The following is a 17,320-nucleotide window of genomic DNA, read 5'->3' as shown; positions in this document are numbered from 1 at the left end:
AATTATAAACCGATTTGACTCGGTTACCTGGCCCATTTAATTTAAAAAATCTATAGATTTCCCTATTAAGGTCAAGATGCTTGATGCACAATAAGTGATAGCAAAGAAAATAATCGAGGAGCCATCGTTCAATGACAGCCCAATCTGTAATTTTACCATTACCGTCTAATCATGCTCGTTTTATCGTGATACGTTTAAAAGATCTGTCTATTGATGGTTTAAAAGAAAAGCTTGAACATTTATTCACGACACGCGACCGTTTAATCACCCAACATCCTGATGCTGAGATCAAAACCGCTGTCGCGTTTGGCCCTGAGCTGTGGTCTCGTTTGTACAATCAAACCCCTCAAGGATTTAAACAATTAGATCCAATTCATGGCTCATTTGAAATGCCTGTTGTGCCTGCAGATGTACTGATTCATATCGCTTCTGCACGTAGTGATATTTGTTTTGCACTTAGCCAAGCTTTTTTTGATGGCATTCAAGATCAAGTTGAAGTTCTCGATGAGCGTGTATGCTTCCGCTATTTGGATGGTCGTGATTTGACTGGCTTCATTGATGGTACTGAAAACCCGCAATTCCCAGATGATCGCGGTGAAACAGCGCTATTAGGTGAAGAGGCAGGAATTTTTACCGATGGTTCTTTTGTTTTTGCTCAGCGCTACGTGCATAATTTAGAGAGTTGGAAACGTCTCAAAGTTGATACTCAAGAACAAGTGATTGGTCGTACCAAACTTGAAAGTATTGAACTAGATGATGACGTGAAGCCTGAAAATGCTCATGTTGCACGTACCGTGGTTGAAGATGAAGAGGGTGAAGAGTTAGAAATTCTACGTCACTCGCTGCCTTATGGTGATGGTAAAGGTGAACAAGGTCTGTTTTTTATTGCTTATACCAAAGATTTAAGCCGTATTGATCAAATGCTGTTGCGTATGTTTGGTACCAGCGGTGATGGTATTCATGACCGTTTACTGCACTTTGTTACAGCAGTCGATGGTGCGTATTACTTTGCGCCGAGTGAAGATTTGTTGGGGCAGGTTTTGGAAGGTTAAGAATGGAGCCGACGAGAGTCGGCTTATCTATATTTTATTTTATCAACAATACATAGAACTTCAGTAAAGTGATACATAGAATCAGCTGAATGAAGATTTTTACAATATACAATTGCAGATTTATCATATTTTATTTTTAATTTATTCCCCATATAATTTAATTGTATTTTTTTTACATTATGGAAGCTTTCATCATCACTATAAATATAAATATTCTCAGGTTTACTTAAATAAATAACATCATATTTAATTTTTTTATTATTTTCATCAATGATGCTTGTTAATTTAATTTTCCCATAAAACTCATATTTTGATGCCGCATTAACTTGAAAACAAAACAATAAAAGAATAAATAACATTAATTTTTTCATAAGATATTTCTCAATTAAATTTTTCAAAATTTGTTAAGTTACCCTCTAAATCCCACTCTTTCCAAAGACCAACTTTTTGACCATTTCTGTAATTACCATCATAAATAAAAATGTCAGGATTCATTGTATATTTTTCATAACACCGACCATTTTCTTTCCCTAAAATGTAGACACACTCTCCTACTAATATCCCATCACTATTCCAATTTCTGACTACCCCATCAAGTTCACCATGTTTGTAAATGATTTTATCTTTTAAATTTCCATTTTCATACCAAGACTCCCATAAACCATTTTCAGTCTTATTTGCATAATTAGTCACGGCCATCTTGTTACCTGATTCATACCATAAAGTACGCTCTCCTTCTCTAGGATAATAGCCATTATGATTGCTTTCATTAAATACATAATTTTTTTGACCATCAATCAGCCAATATGGGCTTGTTAATTTATGACCAGATATATAGAAATCCTGAACTAAATAACGCTTATCCGATTCATTTTTTAAAATTTTTCTAAAATATTTTGCATTTTTTTTATCTACAATAATCTGTCCACTATCTTCAGCATCTGCCATATAAAGACTAATTTTATTATCTTCATAAGCCTCATCTTTCTTATCTTGTATCTGAAGTTTATTGACTTCCGTACTATTTGACTCCACTGAACAAGCTTGAGTAAATACCATAAAACCAATAACCAGCATTCTAATTTTAGAAATAATGAATAACATATTTATCTCGTTCCGTTTCCGGTCTTAACCGTTTTTAATCCCAAGAGTTTATATACTTCATCTACTGACATTTTTTTCTCAAGTTTCTGTGTCTTTGCATATTCATGATAAGCTCTTGGGACATAGAATCGAAAAGATGAAATTTTTCTGTCAACAATGGTAATTTGATCATCTTGATTACCTCCTATCATAAGAAATCTTCCATCTGTTTTGTCCAAACTATACACAAAAGCAACATGTCCAGCACCACTAGTAGCCTCCAACGAAGCACCCTTAAAAGTAGGTATCGTTGCTAATGCACCAAAGATAGGTTTATCAATTTTTACAAAATTTTGAGTATCTCGTCTAAAACTTAAAGCACTCACAGTATCTTTTGACTTCGTATATTTTGCTTCTTGAAGACAGTAGTTTGCGAAAGATGCACACCATGCCTGATCAGTTCCCACAAGAGTTTTTATGCCACCCCAACCAACTAATTTATGATAGTTATCAGTTTTTGTTATAGTACCTTCCTTTTTACCATACCATTGTTGTAACTCTCTCAATACTATTGCCATCCAAGGAGCTTCTTTATTATTTAAGGGAATAATGGCTAATCCTTCACCTGAACCCGCTTTACTTCTAGTGCTCTCAACTAAACTATTAGAAGTTTCCCTAGAACTATTAGCTGATGGAGAAACACTTGAAATATTTTTATTTGGAATTTTTACGTTATCACCTACTCTTATTAGGCTCTTATCTTTAATTTGAGGATTTAACTCTAAAAACTCTTTTTCAGAAATTTTAAATAATTTACATATTTTAAATACTGAATCATTGGGTTTAACTTGATATACTTTTATTTTTAAACTTGAATTAGCTGATAACTTCTTAGTTGCATATCCACCAATAGTTAGGATTTGTCCTGCAAAAATATGATTTAGATTATCTAAATAATTCCATTCTTGAATTTGATGTGCAGTAACACGAAATCTTTTCGCAATTTTAGTGAGATTATCTCCACTTACTACTTTATATTCGATTTTTTTATTATCTGACTTTACTATTCCATTTTGTGGCATTAATTTTGCTGAATACTTGACTGTAGTATTAATTAAATGCACAGCTTGTGACTCTAATGACGTTACAACTTCGCCAATAACTTTTTCTACACCATCCATTACTGTTGAAAAAATAATTTTTTCTCCAGACTTAGAATGTAGAAGTAGAGGTAAATTTCCACTACTATTTGTACTCAACTCTTTTTTTTTGCCGTTTATCGTTGCAGTTATTTTCTGATCACTCAATGGCTTCGAGCCGTCAGAAACACTAACAGCCGTAGTATAAACCCAATTTTCTTTCCTTGTATTTAGGTTACCATTAAATCCTTCCTTTTCTTGCATCGCATCCATTAGCTTATCAAGCTGATTATCATTTAGTGATGAAAGTTTGGTACTTCTTTGAATAGAAGTTTTTTTTACAAGAAATTCTATATATGCTTCGGTATTATTTTCATTTGGAGGAGCATAAATATATATAGCTTCTTTTAATGAATATTCATTATATTTTCGTCTTAATAATGCTTTTTTTTCATTTCTTCCAGCACTATAACTTTCGAAGATTACGAATTTTCCACTTTTAGTATCACCAACCCCAATCTGTCCTGGATATAATCCGTTTGACTTTGGTCTCATATTTCCAGGGTTATTGAAACGCCATGCTATTGTTCCTCCACTTCTTAATAATATATTTCCATTATCACTTACATATTGAACCGTCAATGTATTCTTATCATGAGATGCTTTTATGAATTTTGACATACTAAACCTACTTATTATTAATTATTAGATCAATCATTTCAGACTCAATGAAAATATCACTTTCTTGAGAATCATTAAATTTTGGATATAAATTAATCCCACCCTCAGACTCACTAATTACATTACTAATAGAAGTAATTTTTTCGACATCAATTTTCCAATTTTCTTCACCAATAATTAATTCAACATCATCAGGGCTTTCACTATATATTCTTGGTAATTTAGATTCTGAAACTACTCCCGAAGCTAATTCCTCTCCACTATTTTTATTAATTATTTTATATTTTTGATCAATCAGTCCCATTAGATCAAAATTCATATCGCTACCAAAAGGAGCAAATCTAATACTGTATTTATTTTTATCTAATTTTGGTAAGTCAAGATTACTTATGTTTACTTTCTCTCCACCCGTAAACAAATGCTGTCCCGCCTTACTCTCAAACTTCCCACCTGTCGTGCTAAAAACACCACTGCCATTAATTTTGAGTTGTGAGCCACCCGCAGTGAGTACAATTTCTTTAGGACTGGTAATTTCGATCTTATCTTCAGTTGAAATAAGCTTGATCACCTTACGAGCAATGGCTTCAATAGCATCATCTTGAGCTTGAAGTTCCAATTTACCCTTAGCTGCAAAAGCCCTCAAGCCTTTCTGTGCCGCGAATAGACTAATCTTATCCTGTGCATGTCCTACGATATTTTTCTGAGCACTCAAATTAATTGAACCTTGAGCACTCTCTGCAATATCCTGTGAAGCTTGAAGGATAATGTCCTCAGGCGTTGTTAACGCAATCCCATTCGGTGAAGCCAATAACATCAATGCCTGACGAAACAATCGACCTTGTTCTTGTTTTTTATTATCCGAACTACTTTCAAGGCCTTCCGTATACCCCTCCATAAAACCTTGTAAGGTACTTAATGCCTTGGCAGGTGTAAGATCTACACCTTTATTTCCACCACCAAATCCAGTACATGAAATGAGAAAATCTTCTGCATTTACATCAACACTGGAAATAGCTTTACTGACATCTTGAATCGCTTGAAAAGGATTATCCTTTATACCGTTTTTAATACTTTCAAATTTTCCTTTAATTGAATCAGAGCCACGCTCTTGAACGTTATCAATAAATTCTTTTAAGTTATCAACGGCTTCTTTTGCATCTTCAAAATAGCTATTAAATTCATCAATAATCCCTAATGCATTTCCACCCAATTTACCAATATCTTGAATAAACCCACCACAATCTTTAAGCGCATTCAGCGGGTCGCTCGCTAAGCCTTCTTTAAATAAACTAACGGTAGATTGTAAGGCTTGCACTTTATCTTTAATTTCTAGGGATTGAATAAATTTAGGCAATCGACTAATCACATTAAGTGCATCAGTCTGCTGTTTTACCGCAATTTCACTGAGCATTTTCATGCTCTGCTCGCCTTGGCTTAATAATGATTGAGCTTGGGTCGCTTCTAAATGATCTGAAATTGCATTTTCCTGAGCATAAGTGGTAATCAGCATTCCTTTACCAGCACGAACAGCACCATAGGCATCCGTTCTCAGCTCAAATCCTTCTCCGCGCCCATCACTTTGCTCTTTATCTTTCGGATGGCTTAAGTTTCCTAAATTTAACTGACTACTTCCATGACTGCTTTGAAGCTGAGTACTAATCTGTCCCGTCGTATCATCGAAACGTAATTGGTTAAACCCCTGCCCACCCACTTCAGCAGATCGTATGCCACTAAGTTTTTTCGTGTCAGGTAGCTGACCTTTCACGTCGAACATGGTTTGATGTCGTTCTGCCTCGTGTAAACGCCCCACAACAAAGGGTCGATCCACATTACCATCGAAGAAGTCAATCACAACAATTTCATTCACACGTGGATGAAACCGCGAACCATAGCCCTCACCTGCCCATGAGGTCAGGACATCCACCCACGCCGAGTCTGTATCGTTATCATTCGATCCAGCACCACCATCATGTCCATGATCATCCGTGCGTGTAAATACAAAACGGACTTTAATTCGCCCCCATTGGTCAACGTAGATGGTTTCGCCTTCAGGTCCCACTACTTTGGCACGTTGCGGATAAGCAACAGGTCGGTGCTTTAACGGATCATAGTCAGGAACAATGGGAATCGTACGGCGAACTAAGCTTAGCTCATTGGATAAACGCTCATCAGATTTAGTGCGACTCCAACGACTCATATCGATCAATGCTTCAATTTGTGCATTGATATCTTTAGGTAAATTGTTCTGATTAAAAAAGTGCTTACCTAAAATAATAAATTGGCGATCAGAACCTTGATGCTGATCAATTTCTGGATGATCAATAAAATCAAACCAATAACCCACATTGGCATCTCGAACGCTACTAATCGCAGTAAAATACTTGGCTTGTAAATCTTGATATTGATTGAGCTGGGTATTGAGTTTTTGCAGTTGTGCATTACTCGATGCGGTCGCTTGATCTTCGCCTTTCAGATCACTGACCCATGCAGGACTAATCGTCCATGCTTGTTCTAAACTCAAGGTTTCGTTATCTTGTTGATCGCTATGTTGATGATGACTGAGTTGAAGATCACCTTGATCTTGCGAGAGTAAATCCCCTTGCCAGCGTTGTACTTGTATTGCGGTGGATTGAATGGATCTTTGTGCAATAAAACTTGAAATGGTATCAAATCGTTCTGTCGCATTACTGCGATGAAAGCGAACTGTTCGACGATCCAAAGCCTCATACTGACTATTGTCATCAATCAGCCTTAATCTTTGCGCTTGAATCTCTTTAGCTGAAAAGGGAACGGTACGTTCAGCTTCGTCGACCAACCAATTGATCCCTTCACTGCGCCATAGTCTGGTTAAAAAATCATAATCCGACTCGTTGGCCTGCATGGTAAAAGGACGTGTATCGTAATCCCCTTTCAAACCTTGAGTTGATAAACTTAGACCAGCACTGAATAATGCACTTTTGGCCTGCCATTCCTGAAAAATAATTTCAGTAATATCAACCACGCTTTTAGACATGAACACACGGCTATTACGGCGTTTATGCCATAGAGATGTTGCATCTTCGACGGTCAGTTTATATAAAGTCAATGCCCCATCACTTTGACCTTGACTGACACCCGTCACAATACCTGTGGTCCGTGCCAGCTTTCCCATATCCGTGACTTGATCAATCGCCACCTGACAGCCAATGAATTGTTTTAATTGAATATGTGCATTGGTCGATAAACACAACACTTCGGCTTTTAAGCCCTGATTAATAAAGTGCTGTCCTTGGATACGTTGCACAAAGACTTGTGAATTCAGTGCTTCATTTGAAAATTGAATATGAAGTGCCCGCTTTTGTAGGCTTAGCCCCAAATGTTCAAGCATGGAATGAATATTATTGAGCATATTCTTATACTATTTTTATAGATTTTGTCGCATTTTACTCCTGCATGATTAAACTAGATGATTATAATTTGTTATTTTTTTATACCAAAAAAATAGGAATCAAATGATTGATTCCTATCTATAAAATTTTCAAAAAACTGGAAAATTCCAGCAATTATTAAAAAGGAATACGCTTATAGTTGCGATATTCGGGTTTCCAGAAATTATCTTCGATACTTTTTTCGATTAATTCATCGCTCAGGGGTAATGCCACACCATCTGCAATTGCCGCTTTAGCGACTTTAAATGCAATAATCTTCGATACTTTTTGAAGATCATCCAAATCAGGCAACAGATCTGCCTCAATATCGTGAAGCTTAGGTGAACAATCAGCCAGAGCCAAACTGGATGCCATTAACATATTTTCAGTCACGCGGTTTGCTTCTACGGCAATGACGCCCAAACCGATACCTGGGAAAATATAAGAGTTATTACACTGAGAAATATTAAAAATTTTGCCCTGATAGTTCACAGGTAAGAATGGGCTGCCTGTTGCAATTAAAGCACGCCCCTCTGTCCACTGAATAATATCGGCTGGAACAGCTTCTACCTGTGAGGTTGGATTCGATAACGGCAATATAATCGGATATTCACAATGGATTGCCATGGTACGAATAATTTCTTCGGTAAATAAACCGGGTTGACCAGATACACCGATCAGTACGGTAGGATGAGCATGCTGAACCACATCCAACAGTGAAATTATGCCTTCACTACTTGCCCAAGCCTCAACTGATTCCGTACGTTGTACCAATTTGCTTTGGAAATCTAGCAAGTTGGGTTGATTGTCTGTCAGTAAACCAAAACGATCCACCATATAAATACGCGCACGCGCTTCCACATCCGTTAAACCTTCAGCAACCATTTGAGCAATAATTTGTTCTGCAATACCACAACCTGCTGAACCTGCACCCAAAAATGCCACTTTTTGGTCTTTAAGTTGCTTACCTGCCGCACGACTGGCTGCAATCAAGCTCCCCACAGACACTGCTGCCGTTCCCTGAATATCATCATTAAAACAACAATATTGATCGCGATACTTTTGAAGTAAAGGCATTGCATTCTTTTGTGCAAAATCTTCAAATTGAATCAAGGCTTTTGGCCAACGACGTTTAATTGCAGTCAATACAGCATCGACAAAATCATAATATTCATCACCACTGATCCGTGGCTGATTCCAACCTAAATAAATCGGATCATTGAGCAACTGTGGATTGTTGGTTCCCACATCGATGGTAATCGGCAACGTATACGCAGGACTAATCCCGCCGCATGAGGTATATAACGACAACTTACCAATTGGGATTCCCATCCCACCGATACCTTGGTCACCTAGACCTAAAATACGTTCGCCATCCGTGATCACAATCACTTTGACATTTTTCTTATTCACATTTTGTAAAATGTCATCGATATGATCTCGGTCAGGATATGAAATAAATACACCGCGATGACGACGATAAATATCAGAGAAACGCTGACACGCCTCACCGACTGTTGGTGTATAAATAATCGGTAACATTTCCGACAAGTGCTTTTCAATTAAGTGATAAAACAAGGTTTCATTGGTGTCTTGGATATTTCTTAGATAAATATGCTTATTAATATCGTCATTAAAATCTTTATATTGCTTATAAGAGCGTTGGTGCTGTTCTTCGATGGTTTCAATCACATGCGGAAGCAAACCGTGCAAATTAAAACTTGAGCGCTCTTCTTCGGTAAATGCTGAACCTTTGTTGAGTAAAGGTAACTCTAATAAAGTAAAACCAGCATACGGAGTATATAGTGGGTGCTTAATCGTTGAATTTGTAGATGTCATTTCCAATCTCAATTATTTGGCAAATCGCCCTTGCTTCAGCCTAGAATAAGACCTCAGGAATTTATTCATCTAAGAGCTTAAACCTATTTATACTGAATCTAACATTTATAAAATTGATAATGAATCTTACAGTATTTTCATAAATGATAAGTTCGATATGTATTAAGCTTTATTTAAATGATGTGATTGAGCTTAGATACCTGACTTAAATAGTCTTTAACAAATTTAGGCTAAGGATTGTTTTGATGAAATTTTGAACTGTTTTAAAATTTATAATAATTTAGAATAAAACCAGATCAGTTCAAATGATCATCACATGAGACATTTTTGATGCAAATTTTAGATTCAAAAAATTATTCCATTCAATAACTTTTATAAGATGATTTCACAATGCATATGACCCTTAAAAAAATAAGCCTTATTTTAGCCTTTGGTTCAACAATCACCCTCACAGGCTGTCAAACGATTTCAGAGACATCATCCAAAGTCAGTAATAAAGCTTTATCGATGATTGGTTTAGGAGATAAAGAAGTTAAAACACCTGAAATTGATAAAAAAGGTGTAGTCGATATTAGTAAAACCACTTTGGAACAAATCGAAAAACTCACCCAAAATATGCCAACAGGACAGTGGGTCTATATCGAGAATGATTTACAAGGGATCTACAACCTGCAAAACAAATCCAAAGATGGCAATATGCTGTTTTTACGTCTGAACTGTAAAAACCCAGCACAACGTCCCGGCTTTATTTTGCACAACAAAGAGGGTCAAGAAATCTTAAAAGCGCATGATCCTCAAGCAGGTGCGGTTCAGTTTTTATTAGACAATAAAAATTATGGCAATCCGTTTGATTTGGTCAATTTAAAAAATTATCCGAACTTTAAAACAGCCATTAAAAAAGCGAAAACCATCAAAATTTTTAATGCTTCAAAACTTTATACCTTTGACAATGGTCAAGCGGATCAACTTGATAAACAAGTGACGTGTAAAGAGTAAGTCCCCTATCAATCTAAAATTGCTTATAGATTAGATATTGACTCTGTAAGCAATTTTTAGATTTTAGAAAGCCGATTTATCTGTAAATAGTTCGTTTGATGATTTCAATTGATTCAGTTTTGAATTTATTGTCTGGCAATTTAGCATCGAGAAATGACTTTATTTCGGCATATGAACAAAGACACCGGTTAAACGTCGCATGAGAGGCAAAGCAACCAAAACAACCGGATAAGCAATCGCCCAAGAAAGCATCCATGCTGACAACCACTTAAAAGTAAAACCTTCTACAAAACCGAGGTTTAAAAACATATTTACCAATGAAATCACACCACTCATAAAGCATGACAAAAATAATGGTAACACCCACGCAATATTCTTCGGGGCAAGTTTAGGAATATTTCCAACGATTTTAGGTTGTTGTTCTGACATTTTAATAAGCTCAAACTCGAGTTTGAAAACTTTATTTTACAGATTATTGGTTGGAATGTTGAGCAGTAATCATAAACATCAACGGATAAGTTTTATTCAGTACAAATGCATTTAGCTAATCCGAGCGAAATTTGCTATATTTATCGTTTTTCTGCGACATTAATTTTTCGATAAATTATGAATACGGCAATACAAGCAGCTCTCGATCATGCAGTGCAATCTCTTCAAGCTGAAGGGGTACTTCCATCCGACTTTAAAAACAGCGGAAACCTTACTCGTACCAAAGACCGAAGCCACGGCGATTTTGCGTCAAATATTGCCATGATTGCCTCTAAAGCTGCGGGTATGAAGCCACGTGATTTAGCGGAAAAAATCTTGGCTGCGCTCCCTGAAGTTGTAGATATTACCAAGGCCGAAATTGCAGGCCCAGGTTTTATCAATTTCTTCTTAAATGCAGATCAACGTTTTGCAGTTTTAGATCAAATTCAAGCACAGAAAGAGCAATTTGGTCGCACAACTGCCAATGCTGAGAAAAAAATCCAAGTTGAATTTGTTTCTGCGAACCCGACGTCTAGCCTTCATGTCGGGCATGGTCGTGGAGCAGCGTATGGAATGACCGTAGCCAACTTGCTTGAAGCAACAGGTGCAACCGTTGACCGCGAATATTATGTCAATGATGCAGGTCGTCAAATGGACATCCTTGCAACATCCACATACCTACGTTATTTAGAATTGACGGGTCAAACTTTAGTTTTCCCTAAAAATGCTTACCAAGGTGATTACGTTAAAGAAATCGCACAAAGCATTATTGATCAAGAAGGCGATGCGTATGTACGCCCTGTTGCCGATGTGTATAAAGATGTGCCTCCAGATGTTCAATTCGCTGAAGAATTGGATGCTGAAGGGAACAAGGTTGTTTTATCTGGTGACAAAGAAAAACACATTGATGGTTTGATTTTCAATTCTCAAGCATTGATTGGCACAGGTTATCGTGTATTTCTTCAAGCGGCATTGAAAGCCATTCTGGATGATATTAAAGATGACCTTGGTGAATTTGGTGTGACCTTCAATCAATGGTTCAGTGAAGAATCATTGACAGACAAGATTGAAGAAGCACTTCAAACATTAGACCAACGTGGTTTCTTATACGAAAAAGAGGGCAACATTTGGTTTAAATCGACTGATTTTGGCGATGAAAAAGACCGTGTCGTGAAACGCCGTAATGGACAAACCACTTATTTTGCATCAGATATCGCTTACCACTTGAATAAATTACAACGTGGTTATACCGATATCATTGATATTTGGGGTTCTGATCACCACGGCTATATCGCGCGTGTCAAAGCTGCAATCGATGCTTTGGGTTACGACTCCAAGAAATTGACGGTGCTTTTGGTTCAGTTTGTGAGCTTATGGCGTGGCGGTGAGATGGTTCAAATGTCATCTCGTTCAGGTCAGTTTGTGACGTTACGTGACCTTCGTAAAGAAGTCGGCAATGATGCTGCACGTTTCTACTATGTGATGCGTAAGTCTGAACAACACATTGATTTTGACTTAGATCTGGCTGTTTCTCAAAGCAAAGACAATGCGGTGTATTACATCCAATATGCACATGCGCGTATTTGCCGTATGTTAGAAAAAGCGGCTGCAACTGATGTGAAATTCGATGCGGTTCAAGCTCGTACGCTTGCATCTCGTTTAGATCTAGAAGCAGAAACTGAGATTTTAGCTAAGCTTGCTGCCTACCCTGAGATTATTGTTCGTGCTGCCAATAGCCATGAACCGCATCAAGTGGGTAACTACTTAAAAGAACTTGCAGCGTTATTCCACGGTTGGTATAACGAAAACAAAGTATTGGGTGATGATGCTGAACTGACTCAAGCTCGTTTATTACTTTCTGTGAATGTACGCCAAGTCTTAAACAATGGCTTGAATTTATTAGGTGTATCGGCACCTGAGAGTATGTAAAGCTAGAACACAAAGATAATAAATACGGCTGTGCTCAACCAATATTCGGTTGAGTACAGCCCAATGAAAGCAATGATTGAAGCTTTACTGATTTATATGCCATTTGCATGTAAAACATTAAAACCAGAAAAATGATTCGAAATGGCTCAGCAAATTGCCATTTTACCAATCAACAATATGAGAGGTTTGCTCGTGTTTGGAAAAACGCAACGCGGTGTTTCTGAAAAACCCAATAAGCCTAAAAAACCATTGATTCCAAAATGGTTGGGTATGCTTGTGCTGATTTTAATCGTGTTAAGTTTTGCAGTGGCACTCATGCTCTGGAAACCATGGGAACCTGTTAAACCTCGTAGCAATGAAGTGACTTCAACGCATTATCAAGAAGAAACCAATAAAGACTACCGTTTTTATGACCTGTTGCCACAACAACAAGTGACGCCTATTCCTGACAAAGCAGTGCCTGAAAATCAAACCGTGGATACAGCGCCTGTTATTGTCGAAGCACCTGTGCCTACAGCACCTGTTGAAACGGCTGAAGACGGAAGTGTGATTGAACCCACTGAAACCACACCCGCTAAAGCAAGTTTCATCTTACAGGTTAGAAGTTTCCCTGACCCTGACAGTGCCGATGCACGTCGTGCGGAAATCATTCTGAATGGTCTTTCTGCGGATGTGATGAAAACAACCGAAGGTGGACAAACTTGGTATCGTGTTGTTTCTGGACCTTATGAATCACAAGAAGCAGCTGTGATTGCACAGCAAACATTGCAACATAGTGGTATTGATTCAATCGTTGTGAAGCGTTAACCCAAAAAAAGAACAATCTTCAAGATTGTTCTTTTTTTCTCAACTTAAATGAGCATTTTACTTCTCAAGACTTAATCAAGGCATTGAATAACCATTTGGGTTTTGCAAATAAAATATAATTACCGAGCAAAATAAGAATAACCCCTAAAATTGATCCCAAATGCCACTGATAACTCTCCCATATTGTCGAAAGTGTTAAAGCAACCAAAGGAAACAGTAAGGTTGTATAAGCTGCTTGACTCGCACCGATCCGACTAATGAGCGCGAAGTACGCAGTAAATCCAATCACAGAACCAAACACAGCCAAATATAACAGTGCAAAAATACCTGTACTCGACATTGGCGGTAAGAAGTCTTGTTGTAGAAATAATGCAATTAGTCCCATAATCATTGCACCATAGAGCATGCCAAATGCATTGGTGGTCAAAATATCTAAACCTTTTTTCTGATGTCGAATACTCACCATGTTGCCAATGGAAAATCCATACGTACCTAATAGGCAAAGTCCTATTCCCCACAACGTATTCAAATCAACCGCTGTTGATACAAGGTCATGCCAGAATAATGCGATGATGCCTGCGATGCCCAGAATTGCAGATGGATAGAAATATTGAGAGATTGCTTGACCAAAGAAGATACGATTATTCACAGCATTGAATATCACTGCCATCGAAAAAATAATCGCCTCTAAACCACTATTGATATAGGCAATTGCGGTATAGAAACATATAAAGTTAAAGCCAAATACACATGCACCTTGAATGAGACAAAATAGATGATCGCATGGATTTAGTGTTTTTAATTTATTAGTGATCATTAAAAAAAGAAAGAGCAAACTAGACGCAAGAATAAAACGCCAAAAGACACCAACTGCTGGACTCAACTCACCATGTTGAAATGAAATTGCAATCCAAGTCGTTCCCCAAATGAGAACCACTGAAAAATATAGAAATGCATTCATTTTTATTTCATCTACAAGATTTATTGTGATTATTCTGCTCATGTTTAACTTTCGAAACTCACATAATCTTGCGGTCACTTACACAATCTTGCGCTTTTCTTTGGCTAAATTTTGTTTAACATCTTTTAAATCGTTAAACTGAATTTAAAGCCCTAGCGTTCTGTCTCTTAAAATGAAATACAAAACGATTGAACAATTACAGCAGCATAAAGCTCAACTTTTAGATACGATAAAGCTGGGTTCAGGGATGCAAATGGCATCTTGGTATAACCGTCATGATCGTGTGAATGTATGTAGCAATCACCACACATTAAGCCTATATGTACAAGACGGGTATGAAAGTTATCGAAAGACAACAACAGGTTGGCGCAATGGGGGCTCACCTGACCGATTTTGTTTGATGCCTCAAGGTCAAGATTCAACATGGGATATTCGTGGGGAACTTAGTTTTGTGCATCTTTATTATACGGATCAACATCTTCGAGATATCGCACTTAAAATTTGGGACAAAGAGCCTTCTCGTATTCATTTAGAAGAGCAGAATTTTGTTAAAGATGCATTGGTTAGTGCTGCATATCGTCAATTTTTACTCAAATGTGACTGGCAAGATTCTAGCAATCAACTTCAGCTGAGCAGTGCCTCTAATTTACTTTTAAACCACATGTTGCAAAACTACAGCAATGTGCAATGGAAATTACCGCGTGTTAGGGGTGGGATTGCACCACATGCTCTCATCCGCTTGCAAGATTGGATTGAGCAGAATCTACACTTAGTGTTAACCATTGCAGATTTAGCCAAGCAAGTCGAACTCAGTGAATATCATTTTGCACATATGTTTAAACAATCTACAGGTTTGCCACCCCACCAATATGTATTACAAAAGCGACTGCAGAGAGCTCATCATTTTATTATCAATAGCCAAAAAGAATTAACAGAGATCGCTCTAAACTGTGGCTTTAGTTCAGCAAGTCACTTCAGTGCACGCTTTAAACAGTTTTATGGTTATGCTCCATCTCAACTGCGTAAAAACAGCACCATTTAGCAATCAGTGTATTGGATTTTTTGAAGTAATGTTTAAGTCTGCTTATTCAATAGAATGAATCAAACCCTTGATCAAATCTGCAACCTGTTCAGCGTATTTAAATGCCACATCATGTTGCCCGCCCTCAACAACTTCTAAATGTGAATGCTTAAATCGTGATTTTAAATATCGTCCGACACTCACTGGACTGATAGGATCTTGATTACCCCAAATTAATAAAACTGGACACTGAATTTTCTCTAACTGATCATCTAAAGCGATATGATGATTCACAAACCAGTCAGGCACTGAAAAATTCAATTGATAATCTTCACGCCAGTCTGCAACCTGAAAAGGCGATAGATCGATACCACCTGAAGTGGCGACCAACACCAAAGCTTTGACCTGTTCAGGATGTTGTAATGCCATTTGGACTGCAAAAATCCCACCCATAGATTGAGCAACCACAATACAGGGTTGTTGATCGCTTAAATGTCTGATTGAATGAATCACATACTGCTGCAAATCATCAAAATTCTGGATCTCAGTTTGTGCAGGCACGCCACCAAATTCAGGATACGCAATGATTTGCTTTGCGTAGTCTGGTGACAATAAAGAAATCACAGGCTGCCAAAATTCAACACTGCCTGATGCACCGGGTAAAAAAATTAAGTTTTCCAAAGACTATTTACCTTTATCATCCCGCATGATTTTTGGCTTGAGCACGTTGGAAAGCAGGTCTTTGCTTCAATCGCTCGACATAGTTTTGAATTTCAGGATATTGCCCTTTCACGCGATCTTGAATAGCAATTAAAGGAAAACTCATTTGAATATCCGCAAAAGAAAACTCGCTGGCAAAATACGTGTGAGCTTTAAGATGTTTTTCTAAATAAGGAATATGTTCCGACAAACGAGGGGTAATGAATCCTGCTTTCACCCCTTCTACAATCTTATTGGCAATAGGACGCACTAAAAATGGGGCTTGTTTCGGAACTTTTGACATGACTAAGGTCATCACCAATAAAGGCATTAGAGAGCCTTCCGCATAATGCATCCAATACGTATATTGTCGTTGATCGTGTAGGTTAGACGGCTTAAATCTTTGTTCTGTATCGTATGTGGTTTGCAGATAGTCCAAAATGACCGCTGATTCTGCGATGGTCAAATCCCCATCCGTCAGCACTGGTGATTTACCTAAAGGATGTACCGCTAACAATTCAGGTGGTGCTGTAAAGTTAGGCAAGCGTTTGTAATATTTGATTTGATAATCAATGCCTAACTCTTCCAATGCCCAAATAATTCGCATTGAACGTGATTGTTCTAAGTGATGCAGTGTAATCATTATTCTCGCCTCAATCATTCTCAAAGGATTTATTATTCTTTGAATATAGCCCACCCACATAAAAAAATGACACCCTGCTTTACACAAAATGTCATTCTTATATACAGTGAATTGAATACCTAATTGCAAACGCAGTACCAGCACAGACCTACAATGAAGTCAATCAATGCATATTTGACAATCTACAGAAAACCCTTAAACCACTGTAGTATTAATCTCGACACTTCTTAGTAGCGTCTTGGTCACCGGGGTCTTTTGGCAGATATCGAGTACTTTTTGTTTTAACTCATCAGACAATGGATTGACAAAAGATAAACGACGTTCAATCCACTCTTTGCCTTCTTTATTGGCATGAAACTCAGCTTCAACAACAAACTCACCCAAATCCAAACCTTTATGCTGTGCGTACATGCGTAAAGTAATCATGGTGCATGAAATTAAACCTGAACAGATAAAATCATACGGCGCCAAACCTAAGTCTTGACCACCAAATGATTCAGGTTTATCAGTGAGGAGTTGATGCTTACCACTGGTCACTTCACCGAGCCAATGTTCTTCACGGGTGTGTACTTTTGCATTTGCGATCATTGCCATG

The 17,320-nt window shown here is 37.5% G+C and carries 15 protein-coding genes; 5 read left to right on the top strand and 10 right to left on the bottom strand.

Going from position 1 to position 17,320, the window contains the following annotated elements; all coding sequences use genetic code 11:
* Positions 1–131 precede the first annotated feature (131 nt).
* Positions 132–1,052, top strand: coding sequence for a Dyp-type peroxidase (locus AC5YD2_RS10230; RefSeq protein ID WP_496126232.1), 921 nt, complete (start codon positions 132–134; stop codon positions 1,050–1,052).
* Positions 1,053–1,075: 23 nt separating this feature from the next.
* Here AC5YD2_RS10230 and AC5YD2_RS10225 read toward each other — a convergent pair whose 3' ends face one another.
* The 5 genes from AC5YD2_RS10225 to AC5YD2_RS10205 form a co-directional block, all read right to left on the bottom strand.
* Entirely contained in the window at positions 1,076–1,423 is a 348-nt protein-coding gene (locus AC5YD2_RS10225) for a hypothetical protein (protein WP_496126231.1), read from the bottom strand.
* Between the two features lie 10 nt (positions 1,424–1,433).
* A complete protein-coding gene (locus AC5YD2_RS10220) occupies positions 1,434–2,156 on the bottom strand; it encodes a toxin-antitoxin system YwqK family antitoxin (RefSeq protein ID WP_496126230.1) in 723 nt (240 codons plus the stop codon).
* Positions 2,157–2,158: 2 nt separating this feature from the next.
* Positions 2,159–3,955, bottom strand: a complete 1,797-nt coding sequence (locus AC5YD2_RS10215; RefSeq protein WP_496126229.1) for a TIGR02594 family protein — start codon at positions 3,953–3,955, stop codon at positions 2,159–2,161.
* Between the two features lie 7 nt (positions 3,956–3,962).
* Entirely contained in the window at positions 3,963–7,343 is a 3,381-nt protein-coding gene (locus AC5YD2_RS10210; RefSeq protein WP_496126228.1) for a type VI secretion system Vgr family protein, read from the bottom strand.
* 157 nt (positions 7,344–7,500) lie between these two features.
* Entirely contained in the window at positions 7,501–9,201 is a 1,701-nt protein-coding gene (locus AC5YD2_RS10205) for an NAD-dependent malic enzyme (protein ID WP_496126227.1), read from the bottom strand.
* A 396-nt stretch (positions 9,202–9,597) separates the two neighbouring features.
* On the opposite strand from AC5YD2_RS10205, the gene AC5YD2_RS10200 reads away from it, so the two are divergent.
* Positions 9,598–10,197: a YfjT/YkfB family phage-associated protein gene (locus AC5YD2_RS10200; protein ID WP_496126262.1), complete on the top strand. Its 600-nt coding sequence runs from the start codon at positions 9,598–9,600 to the stop codon at positions 10,195–10,197.
* A gap of 159 nt (positions 10,198–10,356) precedes the next feature.
* On the opposite strand, the gene AC5YD2_RS10195 is transcribed toward AC5YD2_RS10200, so the two are convergent.
* Positions 10,357–10,626: a DUF2798 domain-containing protein gene (locus AC5YD2_RS10195; protein ID WP_496126226.1), complete on the bottom strand. Its 270-nt coding sequence runs from the start codon at positions 10,624–10,626 to the stop codon at positions 10,357–10,359.
* A 177-nt stretch (positions 10,627–10,803) separates the two neighbouring features.
* Here AC5YD2_RS10195 and argS point away from each other — a divergent pair, with 177 nt between their 5' ends.
* Both argS and AC5YD2_RS10185 read left to right on the top strand, forming a co-directional pair.
* On the top strand, positions 10,804–12,594 hold the full coding sequence (gene argS / locus AC5YD2_RS10190) for an arginine--tRNA ligase (protein WP_496126225.1): 1,791 nt from the start codon (positions 10,804–10,806) through the stop codon (positions 12,592–12,594).
* A gap of 192 nt (positions 12,595–12,786) precedes the next feature.
* Positions 12,787–13,401 (top strand): SPOR domain-containing protein, encoded by a 615-nt coding sequence (locus AC5YD2_RS10185; RefSeq protein WP_496126261.1) that lies wholly within the window; start codon positions 12,787–12,789, stop codon positions 13,399–13,401.
* A 64-nt stretch (positions 13,402–13,465) separates the two neighbouring features.
* Here AC5YD2_RS10185 and AC5YD2_RS10180 read toward each other — a convergent pair whose 3' ends face one another.
* On the bottom strand, positions 13,466–14,362 hold the full coding sequence (locus AC5YD2_RS10180) for a DMT family transporter (protein ID WP_496126224.1): 897 nt from the start codon (positions 14,360–14,362) through the stop codon (positions 13,466–13,468).
* Between the two features lie 172 nt (positions 14,363–14,534).
* On the opposite strand from AC5YD2_RS10180, the gene AC5YD2_RS10175 reads away from it, so the two are divergent.
* A complete protein-coding gene (locus AC5YD2_RS10175; protein WP_496126223.1) occupies positions 14,535–15,404 on the top strand; it encodes a helix-turn-helix domain-containing protein in 870 nt (289 codons plus the stop codon).
* A gap of 42 nt (positions 15,405–15,446) precedes the next feature.
* On the opposite strand, the gene AC5YD2_RS10170 is transcribed toward AC5YD2_RS10175, so the two are convergent.
* The 3 genes from AC5YD2_RS10170 to AC5YD2_RS10160 form a co-directional block, all read right to left on the bottom strand.
* Positions 15,447–16,064, bottom strand: a complete 618-nt coding sequence (locus AC5YD2_RS10170; RefSeq protein WP_496126222.1) for an alpha/beta fold hydrolase — start codon at positions 16,062–16,064, stop codon at positions 15,447–15,449.
* Between the two features lie 16 nt (positions 16,065–16,080).
* Positions 16,081–16,725 carry a glutathione S-transferase family protein gene (locus AC5YD2_RS10165; protein ID WP_496126221.1) on the bottom strand — a complete coding sequence of 215 codons (645 nt, stop codon included), beginning with the start codon at positions 16,723–16,725 and terminating at the stop codon, positions 16,081–16,083.
* Between the two features lie 195 nt (positions 16,726–16,920).
* On the bottom strand, positions 16,921–17,319 hold the full coding sequence (locus AC5YD2_RS10160; protein ID WP_496126220.1) for an OsmC family protein: 399 nt from the start codon (positions 17,317–17,319) through the stop codon (positions 16,921–16,923).
* Position 17,320 lies beyond the last annotated feature (1 nt).

It is taken from the genome of Acinetobacter sp. CY73, from assembly GCF_059515865.1.
The sequence above is the reverse complement of the archived record's forward strand: the minus strand, read 5'-3'. Positions and strand labels throughout refer to the sequence as shown.